19 protein-coding genes and 4 tRNA genes are annotated in these 22779 nt (G+C 65.3%); 14 read left to right on the forward strand and 9 right to left on the reverse strand.

Annotated elements, in window-relative coordinates:
• The first annotated feature begins 59 nt into the window (after positions 1–59).
• The 5 genes from AC56LN_RS20815 to AC56LN_RS20835 all read left to right on the forward strand — a co-directional run bounded on the left by AC56LN_RS20815 (position 60) and on the right by AC56LN_RS20835 (position 1555).
• Positions 60–136, forward strand: a tRNA-Arg gene (locus AC56LN_RS20815).
• A gap of 239 nt (positions 137–375) precedes the next feature.
• Positions 376–452, forward strand: a tRNA-Arg gene (locus AC56LN_RS20820).
• A gap of 89 nt (positions 453–541) precedes the next feature.
• Complete coding sequence (locus tag AC56LN_RS20825; RefSeq protein WP_499574514.1) at positions 542–1204, forward strand: NUDIX hydrolase; 663 nt, start codon at positions 542–544, stop codon at positions 1202–1204.
• 47 nt (positions 1205–1251) lie between these two features.
• A tRNA-Arg gene (locus AC56LN_RS20830) sits at positions 1252–1328 on the forward strand.
• A 150-nt stretch (positions 1329–1478) separates the two neighbouring features.
• Positions 1479–1555 (forward strand) — tRNA-Arg (locus AC56LN_RS20835).
• 132 nt (positions 1556–1687) lie between these two features.
• On the opposite strand, the gene AC56LN_RS20840 is transcribed toward AC56LN_RS20835, so the two are convergent.
• The 3 genes from AC56LN_RS20840 to AC56LN_RS20850 are packed head-to-tail and all read right to left on the reverse strand — an operon-like array spanning position 1688 to position 6124.
• Positions 1688–3580 (reverse strand): sensor histidine kinase, YfiR-like protein-associated, encoded by a 1893-nt coding sequence (locus tag AC56LN_RS20840; RefSeq protein ID WP_499574515.1) that lies wholly within the window; start codon positions 3578–3580, stop codon positions 1688–1690.
• Positions 3580–4161 (reverse strand): TOL_0243 family YfiR-like periplasmic protein, encoded by a 582-nt coding sequence (locus AC56LN_RS20845; protein ID WP_499574516.1) that lies wholly within the window; start codon positions 4159–4161, stop codon positions 3580–3582. Before AC56LN_RS20845 ends, AC56LN_RS20840 begins: the two co-directional genes overlap by 1 nt.
• Before the next feature lie 16 nt (positions 4162–4177).
• A complete protein-coding gene (locus tag AC56LN_RS20850) occupies positions 4178–6124 on the reverse strand; it encodes a TOL_0244 family TonB-dependent receptor (RefSeq protein WP_499574517.1) in 1947 nt (648 codons plus the stop codon).
• Positions 6125–6463: 339 nt separating this feature from the next.
• On the opposite strand from AC56LN_RS20850, the gene AC56LN_RS20855 reads away from it, so the two are divergent.
• The 3 genes from AC56LN_RS20855 (at position 6464) to AC56LN_RS20865 (ending at position 11614) form a co-directional block, all read left to right on the forward strand.
• A complete protein-coding gene (locus tag AC56LN_RS20855; protein WP_499574518.1) occupies positions 6464–7297 on the forward strand; it encodes a response regulator in 834 nt (277 codons plus the stop codon).
• A gap of 161 nt (positions 7298–7458) precedes the next feature.
• Positions 7459–10479 (forward strand): ATP-binding protein, encoded by a 3021-nt coding sequence (locus tag AC56LN_RS20860; protein ID WP_499574519.1) that lies wholly within the window; start codon positions 7459–7461, stop codon positions 10477–10479.
• A 130-nt stretch (positions 10480–10609) separates the two neighbouring features.
• Positions 10610–11614: a response regulator gene (locus AC56LN_RS20865; protein WP_499574520.1), complete on the forward strand. Its 1005-nt coding sequence runs from the start codon at positions 10610–10612 to the stop codon at positions 11612–11614.
• A 157-nt stretch (positions 11615–11771) separates the two neighbouring features.
• Here the strand turns inward: AC56LN_RS20865 and AC56LN_RS20870 are convergent, their stop codons facing one another.
• Positions 11772–12191: a hypothetical protein gene (locus AC56LN_RS20870; protein ID WP_499574521.1), complete on the reverse strand. Its 420-nt coding sequence runs from the start codon at positions 12189–12191 to the stop codon at positions 11772–11774.
• A 224-nt stretch (positions 12192–12415) separates the two neighbouring features.
• Complete coding sequence (locus AC56LN_RS20875; protein WP_499574522.1) at positions 12416–12895, reverse strand: hemerythrin domain-containing protein; 480 nt, start codon at positions 12893–12895, stop codon at positions 12416–12418.
• 192 nt (positions 12896–13087) lie between these two features.
• On the opposite strand from AC56LN_RS20875, the gene AC56LN_RS20880 reads away from it, so the two are divergent.
• Positions 13088–13807 (forward strand): sensor histidine kinase, encoded by a 720-nt coding sequence (locus AC56LN_RS20880; RefSeq protein ID WP_499574523.1) that lies wholly within the window; start codon positions 13088–13090, stop codon positions 13805–13807.
• A 76-nt stretch (positions 13808–13883) separates the two neighbouring features.
• Here AC56LN_RS20880 and AC56LN_RS20885 read toward each other — a convergent pair whose 3' ends face one another.
• The 3 genes from AC56LN_RS20885 to AC56LN_RS20895 form a co-directional block, all read right to left on the reverse strand.
• The gene (locus tag AC56LN_RS20885) at positions 13884–15185 is read right to left on the reverse strand and encodes an NAD(P)/FAD-dependent oxidoreductase (RefSeq protein WP_499574524.1); all 1302 of its coding nucleotides are present in this window, start codon (positions 15183–15185) and stop codon (positions 13884–13886) included.
• 95 nt (positions 15186–15280) lie between these two features.
• Complete coding sequence (locus AC56LN_RS20890; protein WP_499574525.1) at positions 15281–16051, reverse strand: LytR/AlgR family response regulator transcription factor; 771 nt, start codon at positions 16049–16051, stop codon at positions 15281–15283.
• The gene (locus AC56LN_RS20895) at positions 16048–17322 is read right to left on the reverse strand and encodes a sensor histidine kinase (RefSeq protein ID WP_499574526.1); all 1275 of its coding nucleotides are present in this window, start codon (positions 17320–17322) and stop codon (positions 16048–16050) included. Before AC56LN_RS20895 ends, AC56LN_RS20890 begins: the two co-directional genes overlap by 4 nt.
• 311 nt (positions 17323–17633) lie before the next feature.
• On the opposite strand from AC56LN_RS20895, the gene AC56LN_RS20900 reads away from it, so the two are divergent.
• The 5 genes from AC56LN_RS20900 to AC56LN_RS20920 all read left to right on the forward strand — a co-directional run bounded on the left by AC56LN_RS20900 (position 17634) and on the right by AC56LN_RS20920 (position 22363).
• Positions 17634–18398 carry a glycosyltransferase family 2 protein gene (locus AC56LN_RS20900; RefSeq protein ID WP_499574527.1) on the forward strand — a complete coding sequence of 255 codons (765 nt, stop codon included), beginning with the start codon at positions 17634–17636 and terminating at the stop codon, positions 18396–18398.
• Complete coding sequence (locus tag AC56LN_RS20905) at positions 18395–19099, forward strand: TVP38/TMEM64 family protein (protein ID WP_499574528.1); 705 nt, start codon at positions 18395–18397, stop codon at positions 19097–19099. Before AC56LN_RS20900 ends, AC56LN_RS20905 begins: the two co-directional genes overlap by 4 nt.
• Complete coding sequence (locus AC56LN_RS20910; protein ID WP_499574529.1) at positions 19071–20798, forward strand: ArnT family glycosyltransferase; 1728 nt, start codon at positions 19071–19073, stop codon at positions 20796–20798. Before AC56LN_RS20905 ends, AC56LN_RS20910 begins: the two co-directional genes overlap by 29 nt.
• An 82-nt stretch (positions 20799–20880) precedes the next feature.
• Positions 20881–21009 (forward strand): hypothetical protein, encoded by a 129-nt coding sequence (locus AC56LN_RS20915; protein WP_499574530.1) that lies wholly within the window; start codon positions 20881–20883, stop codon positions 21007–21009.
• Between the two features lie 109 nt (positions 21010–21118).
• Entirely contained in the window at positions 21119–22363 is a 1245-nt protein-coding gene (locus AC56LN_RS20920) for a DEAD/DEAH box helicase (RefSeq protein WP_499574531.1), read from the forward strand.
• A 10-nt stretch (positions 22364–22373) separates the two neighbouring features.
• Here AC56LN_RS20920 and AC56LN_RS20925 read toward each other — a convergent pair whose 3' ends face one another.
• A complete protein-coding gene (locus tag AC56LN_RS20925; protein ID WP_499574532.1) occupies positions 22374–22679 on the reverse strand; it encodes a hypothetical protein in 306 nt (101 codons plus the stop codon).
• Positions 22680–22779 lie beyond the last annotated feature (100 nt).

Below are 22779 nucleotides of genomic sequence, written 5' to 3' on the forward strand. Positions count from 1 at the left end.
CCGTGAAATAATTTGAGTCTTCCCGAAATAAAATGTCGCTGCTATAATGCGTGCCTCGGGCGGCTGTAGCTCAGCTGGATAGAGTACTTGGCTACGAACCAAGGGGTCGTGGGTTCGATTCCTGCCAGCCGCACCAGAAAATACGAAGGGCCAGATCGCGAGATCTGGCCCTTTTTCATGGCGCAGTCAACATTATCTGTTTGCCCGCCCGGTGCGCAATCCCGTGCTTGCGTGAAAAGGCGCGACAGGCGGCAAGGCTGTCGGTGATCAGCAGCGCGCGCTGCGCTTTTTGCTGGGCACCGCGTGTACTGACAATGACGCGTGAATATTCAGTCTTTGCAAGATGCTCACCACCCGCTATAATGCTCGCATTGGGCGGCTGTAGCTCAGCTGGATAGAGTACTTGGCTACGAACCAAGGGGTCGTGGGTTCGATTCCTGCCAGCCGCACCAAACCTTTTCAAGATAAGGGCACTTCGCAAGAAGTGCCCTTATTGCATTTGGGCCCGTGTCACACGCTCCTCCCGATACACTCCCCGACGATGACCACCTTCCACCCCCAACCCGATGAACACGGTGCGCCGGTGCGTCTCGCACATCCGTCGACGCCAACCACAGTCGCTTCCTGGCATGATCCGGCCAGCGTCGCCACGGTCATCCCGCTCGGCGCCCTTCCCGCCGTCTTGAACGACGTGCCGTTTGCGCCCTGGCTCGACCTCCCCGCCAGCAATGCCGACTGGCAGACGGTCGCCGGCCAGGCCGCGATCGACGAGCCGCCCTTTGTCGTGCCAGCGGCGTTCGCGCCCGCTGCGGGTGTGGTGATTCAGGAAGACGATGGCCGCGTGTGGGCCGTCGCGCCGTCGAACCGCTTTGGCGGGTATGACGCGACCTTTCCAAAGGGGCGCGTCGACCCCGACATCAGCCTGCAGGCGACGGCCATCCGCGAAGCGTTCGAGGAATCCGGGCTGCGCGTGCAGATCGTCCGCCACCTGATCGATTGCCGGCGCACGCAAACGATGACGCGCTACTACCTGGCCCGGCGCCTGGGCGGCAATCCGGCGCTGATGGGCTGGGAAAGCCAGGCCGTGCACCTGGTGCCGATGGCACTGCTGGACACGGTGCTGGGCAACCCGAACGATGCGGCCATCATCGACGCGCTGCGCCGGATCGGCCACTGCACGCATGGCGGCACCACAATCTGTTGATCAGGGTTTGCCAAGATCACCACGCCCCGCTATAATGCGTGCCTCGGGCGGCTGTAGCTCAGCTGGATAGAGTACTTGGCTACGAACCAAGGGGTCGTGGGTTCGATTCCTGCCAGCCGCACCAAAGTTTCAAAGAGAATGGCTCAGAAGAAATTCTGAGCCATTTTTCTTTTGCGCGTCCGTTTCCTGCCCGGGACATTTCGCTGCAAGCGATCACGCAGAAACACGGCCGACTTTGCCAATCGGGGACATGCTGCTATAATGCGTGCTTCGGGCGGCTGTAGCTCAGCTGGATAGAGTACTTGGCTACGAACCAAGGGGTCGTGGGTTCGATTCCTGCCAGCCGCACCAAAGTTTCAAGAGAATGGCTCAGAAGAAATTCTGAGCCATTTTTCTTTGCGTCTGCAGTTTTCCCGGTGACGCAAGGACGACCACGTCATCCGGAGAACAGGCTGGCCCTGCCCTCCGGATGACGTGCCATGCTCAGGTACGCAGCTTCTTGATGATGCTGCGGCTGCCCAGGATTTCCTCGATCTGCTCGAAGCGCACCGGTTTGACCATGTGATGGTCGAAGCCGGACTCGAACGCCAGCTGGCGGTCTTTTTCCTGGCCCCAGCCCGTGACCGCAATCAGCACAGTCAGCGCACCGGCCGGCAGCTTGCGGATGCCGCGCGCCAGGTCGTAACCGGACATGTGCGGCAGGCCGATATCCAGGAACGCATAATCCGGGCAGAACCGCGCCGCGGCGGCCAGCGCGTCGGGCCCGTTGTGCGTGATGACCACGCTATGCCCCATCGCCGTGAGCAGCGCGCCGATGCTGTTGACGAAGTCGACGTTGTCATCGGCCAGCAGGATGCGGTAACTCTCGGCGCTGATGAAGGCCGCCGGCGTTGGCTTGGTGGGCGGCTCCGGTTCGACGACGATCGGCAGGCGCACCACGAAGCGGCTGCCATGGCCGAGGCCTTCGCTGTGCGCCGTGATCGTGCCGCCATGCAGTTCGACCAGCTTGCGCGCCAGCGACAGGCCCACACCCAGCCCCGCATTACTGCGCTCGAGCGTCGAGTCGACCTGCACGAACATGTCGAACACCGAGTCGAGCATCTCCGGCGCCAGCCCGATGCCGGTATCGGCCACCTCGAGGATCAGCGTGTTCTCGTCCACCTCGCCCTTGAGCACGACGCGCCCGCCGCGGTTCGTGTACTTGGCCGCATTGTTGAGCAGGTTCGACAGCACCTGGGCCAGGCGCGTTGCATCGCCGTGCAGGAACACGGGGCGGTCGGGCAATTCAAGCACCAGCTCGTGGCCGTGCAGCTCGATGTACGAGCGCACGACTTCGAGCGCATCATTGACGACGGCCTTGAGTTCCACGCGGCCCATCTTGATCGTGAACTTGCCGGTATTGATGCGCGAGACATCCAGCAGGTCGTCCACCAGACGCACCATCTGGCGCAGCTGGCGTTCCATGATGTCGGTCGCGCGCTGCGTGGCCTGCGCGTCGCCGCTGCGGATGCGCAGGATGTCCAGGCCCGTGCGGATCGGCGCCAGTGGGTTGCGCAGCTCATGGGCCAGCGTCGCGAGGAACTCGTCCTTGCGGCGATCCGCCAGGATCAGCGCGCCTTCGGCTCTCTGGCGCACATCCATTTCGTGCTCGAGCGTGCGGTTGGCCGTCTGCAGCGCATCCGAGCGCCGGCCGATTTCGGCCAGCATGTCGTTGAAGGCTTCGACCAGCACGCCGATCTCGCCCTTTTCGTGGCCCGGTACGCGCAGGCTGAAGTCGCGGCGCATCATCACCTGGCGCGCGATGTCGGTCACGGCTTCGAGCGGCTGCGTGATCGAGGCCTGCAGGCGCGAGGCAACGACGGCGGCAATCACCAGCGCGCCCAGCAGCACGCCGCCAAGAATCGCACCGTAGCTCAGGGCGCGGTCCAGCACGCCATAGCGCGAGCGCAGGTAGACGGTGCCGACCCGCTCGCCGTTTTCAACGATGTCGTGGTACAGGACGACTTCGCCGCGCTCGATGCGGTAGCCGGCCGGCTCGGGCCGCTCGGGCAGGCTGGCCTTGACGCCGGTGCGCACGTACGTGGCAAAGCGCGTGCCGTTGGCGGTAAACACGGCCGCGGCCACGATCTGCGGGCGCACCCGCAGCAGGGTCAGGCTCTGCGCCACGTCGGCCGGATCGTTGAACGAAACGGCAGGCGCGGTGACGCTGGCGACGATGTCGGCCTGGGTGGTAAGGTCATCGATCCAGTAACGCTGGAAGGTACGCAGGTCGAGCAACAGCATGGCGATTCCCGCGCACAGCAACGCCACTGCGGTGGTGGACACCGCCATGAGGATCAATTTGCTGCGCACGGAGCCGGTATCGTGCATAGACATCAGGAGGCTCCTTTTTGCACGCGGTTCGCGACCGTCAACAGGCGCGAACTGAGCTTCACATTCTTTTTCTCCGCCGCATCCAGTGACACGTCAAAACGGACCCGATCGTCGATGATCGTAAAATTGATGACGCTGCCACTGCGCAGCCCACCGTCGCATTCGGTCACGGTCAGCTGCGCATTGGCCGCGCGCAGCAGGCGCGCAGCGCGCGCATCATCCTGGCCGGCGACGAACAATACATGCAGCGGCTGCGCCAGGTCCTGCTCGCGCAGCGCGCGCACCGTGATCATGCGCCCGGTCACCAGGCGGCCGGCGGCAATCCGGGTCAGTTCGGCCGCCATGTCGTCGGCGCCGACCACGCCAATGCTGACCGGCGTGGAGGCATCGGCAAACGAACCGGCCGGAAAATCGGCATAGCCCAGGAACTTGTACAGGAACGCTGCCTTGACGCGGCGTTCGAGCCCGGGCGCAGTCTCGGCCCCGACGGCAAGCACAGGCACGCCCAGGCTGGCCAGCAACGGCAGCATCAAGGCCCGGCACATCCTGCGGCGCTGCAGACAATCTGGTGGGTTGATAGTCATGAAATCCATTCGCACGTCAAAAACGCAGCGTTGCGCTGGCAAACACCGTGCGCTCGAGCAACTGGCGGCTGCCTGCCCCGACGAATTCGGCGTGGCGGGCATGCAACAGGTTGCGCCCGACAAGGGCGAGCTCGAGATCCGGACGCACCTGCCATGCGAGACGCGCGTCGAGCTCATGATAACTTGGCACGGCCAGCTGCGGCAGCCGTGCGACGTAACGAAGTGAAAAATCCGCCCAGATGCGCTCGCTCAGGTCGTGTGCGCTGCGCAGCGTCCAGGTCAGGTTGGGGTCGTTGCCACCCAGGCCGGACAACCCCGTGGTGTCACGACTGGCCGGTTCGCGGCCCATGTCCACATCCTGCAGCACACCACCGGCGTGCAGGCGCCAGCCTCGCGCGGCCTGCCAGCTGGCCCAGAATTCAATGCCGCGCAAATTGCCCTTGCCCAGGCTGTTGATGACATATGGCAAGCCTGCGCCGGGCATTGCGGGCTCGAGCGAACGCAGCCGCTCGAAGTCGGTGTAGAACAACGTGGCCGAATACGACAGCGTCGGCATGGGCTGGGCGCGGTATCCCACTTCGGCCACGCGGGCCGTTTCCGCCACGGTATCGGCGCCCCCGGCGATCAGGAACTGCCCCGGCGAGGCCGGATTGATGACGAACAGATCGCGGTCGATGCGCGACGGCGCGCGCACCGTGCGTGACAGCGCCGCCCACAGCGTCGCATGGTCGGTGGCATCCCATGCCAGCCGCAGGTTCGGCAGCAACTCGCTGCCGGTGTACACATTGTGCTCGACACGCATCCCCGCCACGGCGCGCAGACTCGGGCTCAGGGTCAATTCATCCTGCACGAAGAGGTGCGACCAGCGCAGGTTGCGGTGCGCCGGCGTGAATTGCAGCACCGGACCGCCGTCGATCCGGTCGCGGCTGTTGCGATAACCGCCGCCCCAGGTGACGCCATGCGCACCGAGGCGCACCAGATGCTGGGCCTCGATATCAACGGTATCGATCTGCTGCATGCCCACGCCCGGCTTGTTGCGGCGCGTGTGGTCGAGCCACGCATGCAGGCGCACCTGCCCGGCAGCGGCTAGGTCGCGCTCGAGCTCTGCGCGCAGATTGGCGCCGGACATCGTCCCGCTCGACAACAGCGAGGTGTTGCGCAGGCGCCCGTCGTACACGTCGCCGCTGAGCGCGACATCATTCTGGCTGCCTTCCCAGTCGAGTCGGAAGCCCGCCTGTTCGCGCGTCATGCGGTTGTCGGCGCCGGACGCCGTGTCAGCCCGGTCGGCCTCGATCCGGGCCTGCCTGGCATACACGCGCCAGTGCGGCCCGTTCCCGAACTGCCCGCCGTAGCGTACGCTGGCACCACGCTCGTCCGGCCCCGCGTACGCCGTGACCACGCCGCCGTGGGTCTCGGCGGCGCTGCGGGTGATGATATTGATGACGCCGTTGACGGCGTTCGTCCCCCATACGGTGCCGCCCGGCCCGCTGACAACCTCGATGCGCGCGACGTCTTCCAGCCCGACATCCTGCATCTCCCAGATCACGCCGGAGAACAGCGGCGAATACACGCTGCGGCCATCGATCATGACGAGCAGCTTGTTGGACACGGGAGACAGGAACCCGCGCGCACTGATCGCGTACTCATGGGTGTTGATACGGGCCACCTGCAGGTTTGGCGCCAGGCGCAGGACCTCCGGCAACGTGGTGGCGCCCGAGCGGGCAATGTCCGCAGCGCTGATCACAAACACCGACGCTGCCGCGCGTGCCAGCGGCTCGCTCTGACGCGACACGGAGGTCACGGCAATATCGGACAATTGTTCTAGAGAATAATCAGCCCAGGGCAGCGGAGCCGAAGGCGATGCGCCCGGCTCGTCATGCGCGTGCGCATCAAGGGAATAAGCGGTCGACAACAGGGCGGCTACGACGCAGGCGTACAACGGAGAAAATGGCATAGTTGCCATCGTAGAACATTTTCTCGTTCGCACCAAGTGCGCACACACCACAACGCCATCCTTGACAAGGCTCAGGGATATTGATTAAAGCAATGACGGTTATTGGTAATATAAATTGGACTGATTTGACGCAATGCAGCATGATTGCACTGTCTCCTCTATTCTCCTCCCAGGAAATAGATTCAGCCCGCTTCGTATGAAGCGGGCTTTTTTTTGTCCGTAACGGCCGGCCGGTCCTGATTGCCCGTTCGCGAGGTCGTCGCAACGGACGCGCGCGCACGGTTGCCCGAGCAGGCGCGTGCGGTTTGGTGTAGGATGCCGCCCATATTTTCGTTTTTACAACATTCCATGCCAGATTTCGACCTTTCCGCCCGGAGCACCGCTTCCTACGACTGGAGCGCGACCGCCCTGGGCGATGCCGCCCGCTGGCCCCTCCCACTGCGTTTGTGCAGCGATCTGCTGCTCAATTCGCCGCTGCCAACGCTTCTGGTGTGGGGACCGGAAACGGTTCTGGTATTCAACGAGGCATATGCGGCCCTGGCCGGCCCTGGCTACGGACGCGTGCCGGGCGGCTCGGTACCGCCCGTCATGCCACCACCGCTGGCTGCGGCCGGCCCGACGCTGGCCGCAGCCTGGCGTGGTGAAGCTGGCGTGCTGGCTGACACCGCCCTGACCTTCCGCCGCCCTGACGGCGGTGCGGAAAACCGTTTCGACCTGCGCCTGTCGCCGGTGCGCGACGAGACCGGCGCCGTGCGCGGGGTGCAGATCGCGCTGGCCCCGGCCACTGCGCAGCCGGCCGCGGAACCGGTAGACGACGCGGGCCTGCGCATTCTGGTCGTGGAAGACAATGTCGACTCGCAATACCTGGTATGCGAAATGCTGAAGGCCTTCGGCCACGAAGCCGATGGCGTGGCGCATCCCGACGATGCGCTGACCCTGCTGGCGCAACAGCGCTATGACGTGCTGTTCTCCGACGTCAGCCTGCCGGGCATGTCCGGCGTCGAACTGGTGCAGCGCGCCATCAGCGACGATCCGGCGCTGTCGATCATCTTCGCGTCAGGCTATGGCGACACACTGCTGCGTCACCTCGAGTTTCCGTACCAGTCGCTGCAAAAACCCTATGAAATCGACCAGCTGCAGGATGCACTGGCCAAGGTAGTGCGTCAACCGGGCCGACGCTGACCCTCAGGCGCAACGGCCCGCACTCACAAAGTGTGGGTCGGACGCGCCCGGCTGGTCTACAATGAAACGCATCCTGCCCGGCTTCGGGCGCATGGCAACCCCGGCATGAACTCTTCATCACAACACGTCCGTCGCATTGCGTGCCACCTCCGGAGGCAGGCATGAGCATTGCCCGCGACGTGTCCGGCCAGGATCTGGTCGCCGCGCAGGACGCGCTCCGGCGCGCCACCGAGCGCATGGAAAACATGCTCGAGAGCCTCACTGACGGCTTCTGCGCAGTGGACCGCGACTGGAACATCACCTACATTAATGGCCGCGCCCTGCAAATGGTCGAGCCGCTCAACAAGCGGCGTGGCGACCTGGTCGGGGCCAGGCTGTGGGACGAGTTCGAAGACCTGCACGGCACCACCGTCGCCCTCGACTGCGTGCGCGCGATGGAGCAGCGCGTCACGGTCAACCGCGAATTCTATTACCGTCGCCTGAATGCCTGGCTCGACATGCGGGTCTACCCGTCCCCCGAAGGCCTGACCCTGTATTTCCAGGACATCACGGCGCGCAAGCTCGACCAGCAGGCACTGATCGACAACAACAACCGCCTGCAACTGGCGATCGCCGCCGGGCGCCTGGGCGACTGGCGCTGGGATGCGGCCACCGACCGCGTCACGTTCGGCGCGCGCGCCGCCCAGATTCTCGGCCTGCCGGCCGACGTCGCGCTGGCCTGGCCGCGCCTGCGCGAGCGGCTGCAGCGCGAAGACCGCAAGGTCGTGCGCCGCGCCGTGCTCGCCGCGTTCTCGCAGGGCACCGACCTCGATCTCGAATGCCGCCTGCTCCCGCCCGGCAACCTGGCTGGTGGCGCGGCGCACTGCGTGGCCCTGGTCGGCCGCCCCGACTACGCCAGCGCCGTCGACGGCGGCGGCGTGCTGGGCATGACGGGCATGGCCCAGGACATCAGTGCCCGGCGCGCGGCCGATGACCACCTGCGCCAGAGCGAAGAAGAACTGCGCGCGCTGGCCAATACCATTCCCCAGCTGGCATGGATGGCCGATCCCGACGGTTCGATTGTCTGGTTCAATGAGCGCTGGTACGAATACACGGGCATCACGCCGGAAGAATCGACCGGCTGGGGCTGGCAAAAAGTGTATGACCCGGCCGTGCTGCCCGCCGTGCTCGAACACTGGGACGAGTCGGTCCGCACCGGCACCGCGTTCGAAATGGAATTCCCGATCCGGGGCGCCGACGGCAATTTCCGCTGGTTCCTGACCCGGGTTGAAGCCGTACACGACCGCGACGGCAATGTCGTGCGCTGGTTCGGCACGAACACCGACGTCGATCAGGTCAAGCGCGCCGAGCAGGCACTGCGCGACGAGTCGCACGTGCTCGAGCTGCTCAACAGCACTGGCAGCATGCTGGCCTCGACGCGCGATCTGCGCTCGGTGATGCAGGCTGCTACCGATGTCGCCGGTGGCGTCTGCGGCGCGCGCCATGCCGCCTTTGTCCATTACGGCCCGGATGGCGAGGGCACGCTGTATCTGCGCCATACGCTGTCGGGTGCGACGTCGGCCCAATTCAAGGACTTCGCTGAACCGGGCGCCAGCGCGCTGTTCGGCCCGGGCCTGCGCACCGGCGGCCTGCAGCGCGTGGCCGATCTGGCGGCCGATCCGGTCAAGGCTGGCGGCGCATTGCAATTCGGCCTGGACGGCGAGCAGCCGGCGGTGCGCAGTTACCTGACCGTGCCGGTCATGGCGCGTTCCGGCGAGCTGCTCGGCACGATGTTCTTCGGGCACCCGGAACCGAACGTCTTCACCGAGCGCAGCGAACGCATCGTCAGCGGTATCGCTGCCCAGGCCGCGATCGCGGTCGACAATATCCGCCTGTATGAAGTGGCCAGCCGCGCCGCCGAAGAACGCAAGGTGCTGCTCGAAAACGAGCGCGAAGCACGCGCCGAAGCCGAGCGCACCAGCCAGATGAAGGATGAATTCCTGGCCACGCTGTCGCACGAGCTGCGCACGCCGCTGTCGGCCATTCTCGGCTGGTCGCAGGTGCTGCGCCGCGGCAGCCGCGACGGCGCCGATCTGCAGCGCGGCCTGTCGACGATCGAGCGCAATGCGCGCGCCCAGGCGCAACTGATCGAAGACCTGCTGGACATGAGCCGCATCACGTCGGGCAAGGTGCTGCTCGACATGCAGACGCTGGCCCCGGGCAGCTTCATCGATGCGGCCATTGAAACGGTGCGTCCCGCCGCCGACGCCAAGGGCATCCGGATCGAGCGGCGCTACCCGGAAGGCGTTGCCATCCCGTCCGTTGCGGGTGACCCGGGCCGCTTGCAGCAGGTGGTCTGGAACCTGCTGTCGAACGCGATCAAGTTCACGCCCCGCGACGGGCTGGTCACGATCGAACTGGGTTACCACGACGGGCAGGTCGCGATCACGATCCGTGACACGGGCTCGGGTATTGCGCCCGAATTCATCACGCATGTGTTCGAGCGTTTCCGCCAGGGCGACGCCTCGATGACGCGCAGCCATGGCGGCCTGGGCCTGGGCCTGTCGATCGTGAAGCACCTGATCGAACAGCACGGCGGCACGGTGCGCGCCGAGAGCGCCGGGCCCGGCCAGGGCGCCAGCTTCACGCTCGAACTGCCGGCGGCGCTGTCGAGCATACCCCGGCCAGTGCGCGGTGCCGACAGCGGCGCCGACCTGCGCACCGACCTGGGCGTCCCCTCCCCCGGCCCGCAGCCAGCGCCGGAACCGGTGGTGCGCGACATGCGCGGCATGTCGGTACTGGTCGTGGATGACGACCGCGATGCACGCGAGCTGATTGCCCGCATCCTGTCCGACTGCCATGCCAGCGTGCGTCTGGCCAGCAGCGCGCAGGACGCCATGGAGCAGCTGCGCGCCAGTCCGCCCGACCTCCTGATCAGCGATCTCGGCATGCCCGATGTCAACGGGCTCGAGTTCCTCGCCCGCGTGCGCGCCCTGCCGCGCGACGCCGGCGGCCTGGTTCCGGCCATCGCGCTGACTGCATTCGCGCGCTCGGAAGACCGCTTGCGGGCACTGGAAGCCGGTTTCTCTGCGCATGTGTCGAAGCCGGTCGAGCAGAGCGAACTGATGACGGCAATCGGCATGGTCAGCACGCCACCTGCTGTACGATTGCTCGCGGAAAACGGACGCGGCCATAGTCGATGATGTTCCTACCTGCGGACGCGGCGCTGTCCTACAAGAAATTTTGTGGTCCTTGATACACTAATTAGAGGTAAGGTATCGTTAGATTCCACCCCGAAATGGGGCGCCGCCCAGTTTCGATAAAGAGATAAGCATGCCGAGCAGACAAGACATTTTGAACGCCAAAATTCTGGTGGTAGACGATTCGCCCGACAATATCGAGCTGATGGAAGAGATATTGCGCGAAGAAGGCTACGCCTGCGTCAGCTCGACCATGCTGCCGGAGCAGGTGTGCCCGCTCCATCGCGAACACAATTACGACCTGATCCTGCTCGACCTGCAGATGCCGGGCCTGAACGGTTTTCAAGTCATGAAGGGCCTCAAGGAAATTGAACAGGGCGGCTACCTGCCCGTCCTGGCATTGACGGCCCAGCCAAGTTTCAAGATTGCCGCACTCGAAGCCGGTGCACGCGACTTCATCAGCAAACCGTTCGACCTGCTCGAAGTGCACAAGCGCATCCATAACATGCTGGAAGTGCGCCTGCTGTACAAGGAGCTGGCGCAGTACTCGAAGGCCCAGCAGGAGCTGGCGCTGCACGACGCCCTCACCGGCCTGCCGAATCGCCGCCTGCTGGAAGACCGGATCGAGACGGCGCTGCAGCACGCCAACCGCACGCACGCCAAGGCCGCGATCATGTATCTCGACCTGGATGGCTTCAAGGCGATCAACGACACCTACGGCCATGCCTATGGTGACGAGATCCTGAAAGCAGTATCTCAGCGCCTGCTGGCCAGTTCGCGCAAGGAAGACACGGTTGCCCGCCTGGGTGGTGACGAATTCATGGTCGTGCTGGGCGATATCCACGGTCTGGTCGACGCGCAGGGACCGGCCGCCAAGCTGGTCGAATCGCTGTCCGAACCATTCTTCATCAATGACCTGACGCTGCGCCTGTCGACGTCGATCGGCATCAGCATCTATCCGGATGATGCTGAATCGGTCGATGCGCTGATCAATATTGCCGACTACGCGCTGTACGAAGCCAAGCGCGCCGGCAAGAACCGCTTCTGCTCGCCAGCGGCCAACCGCCAGGCTGCGGCCAAAACCACCGGCGCCCCAATGGCGGCGCCCGTCCCGGAACTGGCAACACCGCATCGCTGAGACCATCCTTCTCTGTACCTGACCACCGACCGGGGCGTTCGCATCAGCGATCGCCCCGGTTTGCTTTTGAGGTGCAACCCGCAACCTTGCATGCACGAACAAAAACAGGTCACGGAACCATCGTTCCGTGACCTGCCTGGGTACGCAAAAAATGTGATTAACGCTTTTCGCCAGGCGGGCAATCGCGAATCGTGCTGGTCTCTTCGATCGAGCGCGCGTTCTGGTGATCACGCCCTGCGTCGACCATCTCTGGCGGGACTTCAATGCGGGTGATGCCGGCATCGACCGAGATCGGGTCGCTGGCCGGGAACGTCATTTCGACGGCGTCATCGAGCAGCGTCTGCTCGGCCTTCTCTTTGCTCGACGACGTCTCGCTGCCGGCGAGCGCCTTGATGGCAACAGCGAAGGTAACTGCCTGCAGGCTTGCCAGGTCGCCGATGGTCTTCACGCCCAGCGTATCGGCCAGTGCAGTGGCCTGCTGCTCGCCAATGCCGCGCAGTGCGGACAATGGCGCGTCGGCCAATTCACGGAAAGTCTTGCCGCGGAACTGTTCATTTACGATGGTATCGATATTCATGGTGTGTCCTCTCTTATGTAACGCCCCCGTCCTCGATGGAACCGGCTTGCTTTCAATATCGCATGGTGGCAACAACACGTATGTGCGGCAGCGAACGTCTTGGCCACACGGTTGATTTATTTGCCAGATTGCACTTCCGTCACAGCCTGCCCGACCTGCGCGCCGCGCCATACAGACGTAAAAAAGCCGGCCCCGGGAAGGCCGGCCGGTACTGCAGCGACGCCTCAGACGGCGGCGAGAATTTCGTCGCGGCGGGCCGCCATTTCGGCGCCCATCGTGTCCAGGTCGAGCTTGAGCTTGCGCACTTTCGGGAACATTTCTTCTTCTTCCTCTTCGACGTGGTGCGACACATATTCGCCCAGCACCTTCACCTTGGCGTCGTAGTAATCGTCGTCCGGCTCGCCTTCTTGCACCTGGGCGATCAGGTCTTTGGCCGACGCGTGCTCGACGAAGGCTTCGTCCAGCATGTCTTCCATTTCCTTCGACGTTTCACGCAGCGCCGGGTAGAAAATTTCTTCTTCGATCGACGTGTGCATGATCAGCGCTTCGCAGATCTCGTTCGCCAGTTTTTTCTTGCTGACGTTGGCACGATCGCCCAGCTCTTCGTACTTGTCGAACATGTCCTTCACTTCGTCGTGCTGGCTCTTGAGAAGTTCCAGCGCATCCTGCGGGCCGCTTGTCTTTTTGCTCGTTGCTTTGGTCATGGTATTACCCCCGTATTGTTGGTTGAATGATGACTCGTTGGCCACATTGCCAGAGTGCGCCTGCCGCGCCATCCGCACTGTTCGCGACCTCACACTCGGCGCCAACAGCACGAACCGCTCTTGCGGTAACCAATGCGCGACGGATAAATGACAATTGTTGTATGATTTGGGAAACATTTAATTGAGACCCTGATGACTGAACCGGTCCCACCGCATCCCGACCCGGAGCTTGAACGCCTGGTCGCGGCGCGCACTGCTGAACTCTCCGACATGGTGTCCTGGCTGGCCAACAGCTGGGACCAGGAGCGTCGCCAGCTTGCGCGCCAGTTGCACGACAGCCTGGGTTCGTCGATGACGGCCCTGACGATGCACCTTGCCCTCCTCACCCAGCGCCTGCCGGCCGAGGACAAGGCGCTGCGTGACCGCGCCGCACAAATGAAACACCTGCTGGGCGGCGTCATCGAGACCAACCGCCAGATGCAGCTCGCGCTGTGGAACGACAAGCTCGAATTCCTGGGGTTGCGCACGGCCCTGTCCGAGCTGGTGCCCGAGTTCGGCGCCGCGCACGGCATCAAGGCGCATGCCAGCCTGCCCGAAGAAGACGGCGCGTGGTCGCGCGAGCATGCCGTGCTGCTGCTGCGCTGCGCCGAAGAAGGCTTGCGCAACGCCGCCGCCCACGCACAGGCCACGCGCGTGGACGTGATCCTGGACGACGATGGCGAGATGGCCATGCTGACGGTGCGCGACGATGGCGTTGGCCCGGGTGCCGATGCATTGGGTGCCAGCGACCGCCACGGCCTGCGCCTGCTGCGCGAACGCGCCCGCACGCTGGGCGGCAACCTGATCCTGGTGCGCGCCGAGAACGGCGGCGCCATGCTGCAGATGACGTTGCCGCGCGAATTGCCGGCCTGACAGCCAGCGGGCTGCGTACCAATGACAACGGCGGCCACTGGCCGCCGTTGTCGTTTGCGTGCTGACGGTTACCCGGTCAGTGCAGCTTGACCAGCGGCGTGCTGCGCCGGATCAGGAAGCGCGCCACGGCCAGCAGGCCGGTGCGGGTGATGCCCATGACGGCGCGGTGGTGCATCAGGTGCAGACTGGCGTACATCAGGCGCGCAATGCCGCCCTGCACGAACCAGCTCGCGCCACGCAGCGAACCCATCAGGCTGCCGACACTCGTATTCTGCCCGACCGACACGAGTGAACCGTAGTCACGGTATTCGTAGGGCGCAGTCAAGGCGGGCTGGCCCTTGTCCATGCGCAGGAACGTCGTCACCAGGTAGTCGGCCTGCTGGTGCGCGGCCTGCGCGCGTGGCGGCACCGGCAAGCCGTTGCCGTCGATGCACACGGCGCAGTCGCCGAGCGACCAGATCGCTTTGGTACCCTTGACGCGCAGGTGCGAATCGACATCCAGGCCACCACCGCGGGCGGTCTGCAGGCCGAGCTTGCCGAGCATTTCGGGCGCGCGGATACCCGCTGCCCACACACACAGGTCGGCCGGATACACATTGCCATTCGCGTCGAGCACCTTGTCGTTCTCGATGGCCGTGACGCGGCAATCGCTGACGACGCGGATGCCGCGCTTGTTCAGCAGGCCCAGCGCGGCATTCGAGACGCGCTCGGGGAGCGGCGCCAGGATACGCGGGGCGCCTTCGAGGATCGTGATGCGCACGTCGCGCTTGACGTCCATGCGCGCAAAACCGTAGCGGGCATACGCGCCCGACGCTTCGCGCAGTTCTGCGGCTAGCTCGACGCCGGTTGCGCCACCACCGATGATGACCACGTCCAGGCCCGTTTCGCGGCCCTCTTCGCGCTGCTGCTCGACCGCGAGCATCAGGCGCAGCATGCGCAGGCGGAAGCGTTCGGCGTCTTCGGTCGCATTCAGCGAAATCGAGTGTTCCTGCGCGCCCGGCACGCCGAAATAGTTCGAGGTGCTGCCGATGGCAATCACCAGCGACGAGTACGCCAAGCGACGCGCCGGCAGCACTTCGTCGTGTTCGGTGGCGGAATACACGGCCCCGATCTCGATCGCCTGGCCGGCCTCGTCCAGCCCGGTCATCGGACCGAGCACGAAATTGAATCCATTGTCGTGCGCGAGCATCGCGTACGACAGACCTTCCTGGTGGATGTCCAGGGTGCCCGCCGCCACTTCGTGCAGCGACGGTTTCCAGATGTGGTACAGGCGGCTGTCAACCAGCGTCACCTTAGTCGGGCCGAGTTTACGGCCCAGTTTGCATGCCAGCTCCAGACCGCCAGCGCCGCCACCCACGATCACGATATCGCTACGCAAGCTTGCCTCCTTCTTGATGCCCCGTCCGGCAACAACGCCGGGCTGATGGCCATCTGAGATTTTACTACGGCAACGTCGCGCGCGCTGACCTGTCCCTACATGTGACGAAAGAGCGCCATGAACGGCTGACTGACTGTCAGCGTCTCGGGCCGGTTACGCAGCCGGATGATCCCCTTGCCGCTCTCGTCGCGCGTCACGCCCGCGACAGCGCGCAGGTTGACGATCGTCGAGCGGTGCACCTGCCGGAACATGGCCGGGTCAAGTACCTCGAGCAGGTCGCGGATAGGCTTGCGCAGCAGTGACTCGCCCTCGGCCGTCATGACCACCGTGTACTTCGAATCGGACTGGAAATACGCGACATCATCGACCAGGATCAGGCGCGTTTCGACGCCGCGGCTGGCCGTCAGCCAGACCAGCGGCTGGGCGCGCGGCGCCGGCGGCGCGACCGTTTGCAGGCGCGCCAGCAGCGCGGCCAGCTGTGTCGTATCTGCCACACCGCGCGCCAGCCGCTCGCGCAGCCGGCCCACGGTCGCAGCCAGGCGCTCGCGCCCGATGGGCTTGAGCAGGTAGTCGACGGCGCCGCGGTCGAACGCCTCCAGCGCGTACTGGTCGTAGGCGGTCACGAACACGATCTCGGTGCGCAGGCCGGCCGCCAGCACGCTCGAGGCAACCTCCAGCCCGGACAGGCCCGGCATGCGGATGTCGAGAAACGCGACCTCCGGCTGGTGGGTGACGATCGCGTCGAGCGCGCTGCCGCCATCGTCGCAAGCGGCCACGATCTGCAGGCCCGGCCACACGTCGCCCAGTTGCTTGATCAATTCTTCCTGCAGCAGGAGCTCGTCTTCGGCAATCACGCAGCGGGTCATGGCTGTACCCCGGAGCGGACACCCGCGCCCTGCAGCGCCAGCGGCACCGTGATCGTGGCAGCCACGCCGCTCGGGAAGTTGGCGACGATCGCAAAGCTCGCCATGCTGCCGTAGCCAAGGCGCAGGCGCTCGCGCACATTACGCAGGCCGATGCCCGTGCCGGCGGTCTCGAGCGAGAAACCGCGGCCGTCGTCGGCCACCGTGACGGCCGCCGCATTGTCGATCGCACGCGCCAGGATCCAGACGGTGCCCCCGCCAGGCTTGGGTTCCAGCCCGTGCTTGATCGCATTTTCGACCAGCGTCTGCAGCATCATCGGCGGAAACACGAGCCGGCGCAGTTCATCCGGCACGTCGACCTGCAGGGCCAGGCGCGGCCCCATCCGGATGGCCAGGATGTCGAGGTAGGCGCGCGCCCGTTCCAGTTCTTCGCCCAGCGTCGACGGCGCATCCTCGGTGCGTGGCAGCGAATGGCGCAGGTACTGGATCAGGTTGCCGAGCATGGCGTCGGCGCGCGCCGGATCGGTGCGCGTGAGCACCTGGGCGCTGGCCAGCGTGTTGTACAAAAAGTGCGGCTCGACCTGCGCGTGCAGCAGGTTCAGGCGCGCCACCGTCAATTCCTTCTCGGTCGCGCTTTCGCGCACGGCCTGGGTTTCAAGGCGACGCCGTTCGGCAATGCGGCGCGTGATGGCGCGCACGATGGCGTCGGCGTTTTCCAGGTTGCTGCCCTGGTCGACCAGGAACCAGTCGATCCAGGCCGGGTCTTCCGGCTCGCAGATCAGCGTTACGCTGCCGGCCGCGTCGCCATTGGGCGTGATCGTGGCGCGGATCTGGTTGCGCCAGGTCGACAGGCGGGCCAGCGCCGCCCCGGCCGACGCATTGCCGCCATACAGGTCGGTGCGCTCGACCTTGGCCCGCACCTGCAGGCTGTCGCGGGCACTGTCGACGGCAGTCACCCCAGGCAATTCGCGGATCGCGGCGTCGATCATGTCGAAGGCTTCGCCGGCTTCGAACGGGATCTCGATCTGGCGCCGCTGGCGGTTCGCCAGCGTGGCCGCGTTCACGGTGCCGGCCACCAGGCGCACGCGGCGCGTGTGCGAGAACGCGATCAGGAGTACCCAGCCGGCCAGCGCAAACCCGAACAGCGCGACATACCCCTCGATGTTCAGATCGATATCGTGCAGGACGGTTTCGCTGATGAAGATACTCAGCGCCAGGTACACCGCGCTCCAGGCAACGACCAGGCGGCCATGGTGGAAGAAACTCGACATCATGATGGGTCTTTCAGGTGTTGAAGAATGTCGCCAGCATAGGCAGGCCATGGGTCGAAAAACAGCATTATGCGACGAAGCCGCGGTTGGGCCGACGAAACCGGCCCCCGCGGCGTCAACCCCGCCAGCAACGCATTCTTACCTGCGCCGGATGAAATGTGGGCCCCCATGCGCCCGAGGGCAGGTTTCGCTGTCCTTCGCCTTCCCGCGCACCTATACTGCACTGTATTTACACGGCAGAGTGAATGGCTGCCGGGCTGTCATGACCTGATTCACAGAATGTTTTCTTCGATCGCTAGAACAGATTGGGTGACATGACTGACCAGACGAACGACACGCACACGTACCTGGTATCGGTACTGATCCCGGCGAAGGACGAGGCCGGCAATATCGGGCATCTGGTGGACGAACTCCATCACGCCCTCACCGGCCATTTCGCCTACGAAGTCGTGCTGGTGGACGATGGCAGCCGCGACGCGACCGGCATCGTATTCCTGCAGCAGTGCCAGCAATGGGGTATGCCTGCGCGGCTGATCCGCCACGCGCACAGTGCCGGTCAAAGCACTGCCCTCTGGACCGCGGCGCGGCATGCCAGCGGGCGTTTTATCGTCACGATCGATGGCGACGGCCAGAATGACCCGGCCGACATTCCGGCGCTGGTGGCGCAGGCACTGCCCCTGAGCGAGACGCAGCGGCATTTCTGCATTGCCGGCTTTCGCAAGAACCGGCGCGATACGCGCTGGAAGAAACTCCAGTCGCGCATCGCCAATGCGGTGCGCCGCCGGATCCTCGACGACGGGGTGCCCGATACCGGCTGCGGCCTCAAGCTGGTGCCGCGCGCCACCTGGCTGTGCCTGCCCTATTTCGACCACATGCACCGGTTCGTGCCGGCACTGGTCAAGCGCCTGGGCGGCGTGATTGCCGTCGTGCCCGTACACCATCGCCACCGTACTGCCGGCGTCTCGAAATACACGGCCTGGAACCGGCTGTGGGTGGGCATCGTCGACATGTGGGGGGTCAGTTGGCTCATCCGCCGCACCAGGCTGCCGCTGATCGAGCGCCTGGACGTCCGGCAGTGACAGGCACACTGCGCTTGCTCATCAAGCCGCTGCTGCTGAGCGGCGTGCTGACGCTGGGCTTCGTGTCGCTGCACTGGCAGTGGTGGGGCGCGTTTAACGAACTGGACCTGCTGGAGAACCTGTTCCGGCAGCACCGGGCGATTGCCTGGCCCGTGTTCGCGCTCATCGGCATCGTCTACACCGCGCTGGGCGGCCCGCGCCAGGTACTGGCCTTCACCTGCGGCTGGCTGATGGGTGGCGTGCCGGGCGCAGTGCTGAGCACCCTGCTGACCGGCTGCGGCGCGATGCTGGCCATCTTTTGCGTGCGCCACATCGGCACGACCTGGATCCAGGCGCGCTACGGCGAGCGGGTCGCGCTCATCGGCCGGCTGCTGGCCCAGGACACGTGGCTGTGGATCTGCACCGTGCGCCTGATGCCGGTCGGCAGCAATCTGGCAACCAATATCGCCGTCGGGCTGACCAGGCTGAGCACACCGGCGGTGTTCTGGGGCAGCCTGCTGGGCTACCTGCCGCAAATGCTGCTGTTCAGCTTTGCCGGCGCCGGCCTGGCCTTGCACGACGAGCAGCAGCTCTGGCTCAGCCTGCTGACACTGGCGCTGTCCACGCTGCTCGTACTCTATCTCTATCACCACGGGTTCAAGCAGCGGCTGCAGGCGCTCCGGAGACACACGCATGCAACGTCCGCCTCCCCCCGACCTTAGCCGGGAGGCCAGCTGGTGGCCGTGGATCGTTGCGCTGACGTTCGTTGCGCTGTTCGCCGGCATCGGGCTGCGCGCCCCCTGGCCAGCGGACGAGCCGCGCTTTGCCCAGGTCGCCCGCGAAATGGTGGAATCGGGCCAGTGGCTGTTCCCGACGCGTGGCGGCGAATTCTATCCGGACAAGCCGCCGGTCTTCATGTGGCTGATTGCCCTTTGCTACCAGTTGAGCGGACAACTGAAGATCGCTTTCCTGCTGCCCAGTGCGCTGGCCGGACTGGGTACGCTGTGGCTGGTATTCGACCTGGGGCGCCGCCTGTGGGGAGAAGACGTCGCACGCTCGGCCGTGCTGGCCCTCGTGTTCACGCCGCAATTCCTGCTGCAGGCCAAGGGCGCGCAAATCGATGCAGTGGTCTGCTTCTGGATCACTCTAGGCTGCTACGGACTGGTGCGCCACTTTGTGCTCGGCCCCGCCTGGGGCTGGTATGCCGCCGCCTGGGTGGCGATGGCGCTGGGCATCATGACCAAGGGCGTCGGTTTTCTACCGGTGCTGATGCTGATACCGCTGGCCCTCTGGCGCCAGCCGGCCAACCTGTCGGGTCAGGCCGTGTGGCGCATGCGCGCATGGTGGGGGCCGGCCCTGATGCTGGGCACGCTCGCGCTGTGGCTGGTGCCGATGTGGCTGACGGTCGAGCGCGTGCACAGCCCGGAACTGCTGGCCTACCGCGACAACATCCTGTTCCGGCAAACCGCTGAACGCTATGCCAGCGCCTGGCACCACATCAAGCCCTGGCACTACTACCTGACCATTGCGCTGCCGGGCATGTGGTTTCCACTGATCGTGCTGTTCGTGCTGCAGCTACGCAGTATCCGGCACGTGTGGGCCTCGAGCACCGTGCTGCGCATCCTGCTGAGCTGGGTTGCGCTTGTGCTGCTGTTCTTTTCGCTGAGTCCCGGCAAGCGCGAAGTCTATATCCTGCCGGCGCTGCCGATGTTCGCCCTGGGGCTGGCCTTTGTCTGGGAGCAGGCGCCAGCCCGGACCCGCCGCGTCGCGTCGCGGCTGTTGCGCGCAGCGCTCGTACTGATGGGCCTGCTGCTGGCGGCGCTGGCAGCCGTGGCGCTGCTGGCGCCGGACCGGTTGCCATCGCGCGCGGACGATGTCGCCGACGCCGTCGTGGCACTGGCGCCGGGTTTGCTGCTGCTGGGACTGGCGCTGGCCGGCATCGTCGTGCTGCTGCGCAGGCGCGCGTTGTTCGAGCAGCTCGCCCTGGCCAGTGTGCTGGCCTGGCTGTTCATCGGCTTCTGGCTGTGGCCGGCCCTGAACCCGCATCGCACGCCCCGCGCCGTCATGCAGCAGCTCGAACGCAGCGTCAGGCCCGACACGCAGGTCGGCCTGCTCGAGTTCAAGGAACAGTTCCTGTTGTTTGCCGAACGACCGCTGGTCCATTTCAGCTATCTGGCGCCGCTGGCCCTGCAGGAACGGCGTGCCTGGCACTGGATGCGGGCCGATCCGGCGCGCGTGCTGCTGCTTCCCGCTCACCTGGCGCTGCAGTGCTTCGACCAGACGCGGCAACGCGCCCTGGGCGCAGCCCACCGGCGCGACTGGGTCCTGCTCGACGCATCGGCGGCGCGTGCGCGCTGCGACGGGCCTGCCGACGGCGCACCCTACCACTACGTTCCACTGAAAAAAGATATCCTGGACTGACGCGGGTCGGGGACGGCCCAATGACGCGCCAGCGCACTTGCGTCGGGCGTATGATGGGTGTTCGCCCTACGGAGGTTCCATCATGCAACCACGCACCATTTCCGCCGCTGTGCTGACACTGGCCTGCCTGTTGCTCGGCGGTTGCCGCGAACACAATGCACCGGCCCAGCCGATCGCGCATCAGTCGGCAACCACAGCCGCATTGTCCTGACCCCGCAGCGCCGGGCGTTCCACCCTGCCCGGGCTGCGTCATGATCGCCATGCCGGCCACGGCAGGTTAAACTGCGGCCTGTCCCTATTTGTCGCAAGGTTTCCTGCCCATGTCGTTTGCTTCCCTCGGCCTGATCGAGCCGATCGTCCGCACCCTGGACGCCCTCGCCTACCACACGCCCACCGCCGTCCAGGAACAGGCCATTCCGGCCATCCTGGCTGGCAACGACGTGATGGCCGCCGCCCAGACTGGTACCGGCAAGACTGCCGGCTTCACGCTGCCGATCCTGCAGCGCCTCGTCATGGGCGGCAAGGTCGGCAACAATGCGGCGCGCGCGCTGATCCTGGTGCCCACGCGCGAACTCGCCGAGCAGGTGCACGAAAGCGTGCGCACCTACGGCGCCGACCTGCCGCTGCGCTCGATGGTGGCGTATGGCGGCGTGAGCATCAATCCGCAGATGATGACGCTGCGCAAGGGCGTGGACGTGCTGGTGGCCACGCCCGGCCGCCTGCTCGACCTGCACCGGCAGAACGCGGTGCACTTCAACGAAGTGAAAACGCTGGTGCTGGACGAAGCCGACCGCATGCTCGACCTGGGCTTTGCGCGCGAGCTCGACAACATCCTGAAATTGCTGCCGAAGAAGCGCCAGACGCTGCTGTTTTCGGCAACGTTCTCGGACCCGATCCGGGCGCTGTCGAACCAGATGCTGCGTGAACCGGTGCGCATCGAGGCCACACCGCGCAACACGACGGTCGCCGCGATCCGCCAGTGGGTGATCCCGGTCGACAAGAAGCGCAAGGCCGCGCTGTTCGTCCACCTGCTCGAACGGCGCGACTGGGCGCAGGTGCTGGCCTTCGCCCGCACCCGCAAGGGTGTCGATGAACTGGTTGGCCTGCTGGAATCAAAGGGGATACCGGTGGACTCGATCCACGGCGACAAGCCGCAGCCCGCGCGCCTGCGCGCGCTCGACCGGTTCAAGGCCGGCGAGGTGCGCGTGCTGATCGCCACCGACGTGGCCGCGCGCGGCATCGACATCGATGACCTGCCCGCCGTGATCAATGTGGACTTGCCGATCGTGGCAGAGGATTACGTGCACCGCACGGGCCGTACGGGCCGCAAGGGCGCCAGCGGTGAAGCGGTCTCGCTGGTGTGCGCCGACGAGGTCGAGCAACTGGCGGCCATTGAAGTGCTCACGCGCCAGACGCTCGAACGCGTGGAAGAACCGGGCTATGCGCCGGAGCACCGGGTGCCGGTCACTGATGCGAAGGGCCAGATCGTCAAGAAGCCAAAAAAACCGAAGAAGCCCAAGGGCAATGCGCCGGTGGTCAGCGAGGACGTGCGCTTCCGGCGCTGAGCGGCCCGTATCAAGCGCCGCGGTGCGCAGGCGCCAGCCCGCGCCGGCGCGCCAGGCCCCGCTCCAGCAACGCGCCAATGGCGTACAGCAGCAGGAACACCGGCATCACGAACAAGCCATACGCTTCGGGCCACGACAGAAAGCGGATCACGCGGCCAAGGCCCAGCGCCTGCGCCAGCCCCAGTTGGCCGGCAATCGGCATCTGCAGGAAAGCGAGCTGCGAGCCGACGTCACCACCAGTCAGCGAAACAATGCCGACGCAGACGAACAGAAACATCGCGTACGGCGTGCACAACAACAAACCGAGTCGGGACATCGGGAACGCAGGGTCGGGCCCTGTTGGCAAGAGGCGGTGCGAATCGTCACGACGTGACAGGGCAATCAACAACGCCAAGATACCACCGCAGGCAGGCCCA

It is taken from the genome of Telluria sp. ZT3P26 (genome assembly GCF_059686035.1).

Coding starts and splice junctions, on each gene's coding strand:
- AC56LN_RS20825 (WP_499574514.1), top strand. CDS start 542: ATGACCACCTTCCACCCCCAACCCGATGAACACGGTGCGCCGGTGCGT.
- AC56LN_RS20840 (WP_499574515.1), bottom strand. CDS start 3,580: ATGTCTATGCACGATACCGGCTCCGTGCGCAGCAAATTGATCCTCATG.
- AC56LN_RS20845 (WP_499574516.1), bottom strand. CDS start 4,161: ATGACTATCAACCCACCAGATTGTCTGCAGCGCCGCAGGATGTGCCGG.
- AC56LN_RS20850 (WP_499574517.1), bottom strand. CDS start 6,124: ATGGCAACTATGCCATTTTCTCCGTTGTACGCCTGCGTCGTAGCCGCC.
- AC56LN_RS20855 (WP_499574518.1), top strand. CDS start 6,464: ATGCCAGATTTCGACCTTTCCGCCCGGAGCACCGCTTCCTACGACTGG.
- AC56LN_RS20860 (WP_499574519.1), top strand. CDS start 7,459: ATGAGCATTGCCCGCGACGTGTCCGGCCAGGATCTGGTCGCCGCGCAG.
- AC56LN_RS20865 (WP_499574520.1), top strand. CDS start 10,610: ATGCCGAGCAGACAAGACATTTTGAACGCCAAAATTCTGGTGGTAGAC.
- AC56LN_RS20870 (WP_499574521.1), bottom strand. CDS start 12,191: ATGAATATCGATACCATCGTAAATGAACAGTTCCGCGGCAAGACTTTC.
- AC56LN_RS20875 (WP_499574522.1), bottom strand. CDS start 12,895: ATGACCAAAGCAACGAGCAAAAAGACAAGCGGCCCGCAGGATGCGCTG.
- AC56LN_RS20880 (WP_499574523.1), top strand. CDS start 13,088: ATGACTGAACCGGTCCCACCGCATCCCGACCCGGAGCTTGAACGCCTG.
- AC56LN_RS20890 (WP_499574525.1), bottom strand. CDS start 16,051: ATGACCCGCTGCGTGATTGCCGAAGACGAGCTCCTGCTGCAGGAAGAA.
- AC56LN_RS20895 (WP_499574526.1), bottom strand. CDS start 17,322: ATGATGTCGAGTTTCTTCCACCATGGCCGCCTGGTCGTTGCCTGGAGC.
- AC56LN_RS20900 (WP_499574527.1), top strand. CDS start 17,634: ATGACTGACCAGACGAACGACACGCACACGTACCTGGTATCGGTACTG.
- AC56LN_RS20910 (WP_499574529.1), top strand. CDS start 19,071: ATGCAACGTCCGCCTCCCCCCGACCTTAGCCGGGAGGCCAGCTGGTGG.
- AC56LN_RS20915 (WP_499574530.1), top strand. CDS start 20,881: ATGCAACCACGCACCATTTCCGCCGCTGTGCTGACACTGGCCTGCCTG.
- AC56LN_RS20920 (WP_499574531.1), top strand. CDS start 21,119: ATGTCGTTTGCTTCCCTCGGCCTGATCGAGCCGATCGTCCGCACCCTG.
- AC56LN_RS20925 (WP_499574532.1), bottom strand. CDS start 22,679: ATGTCCCGACTCGGTTTGTTGTTGTGCACGCCGTACGCGATGTTTCTG.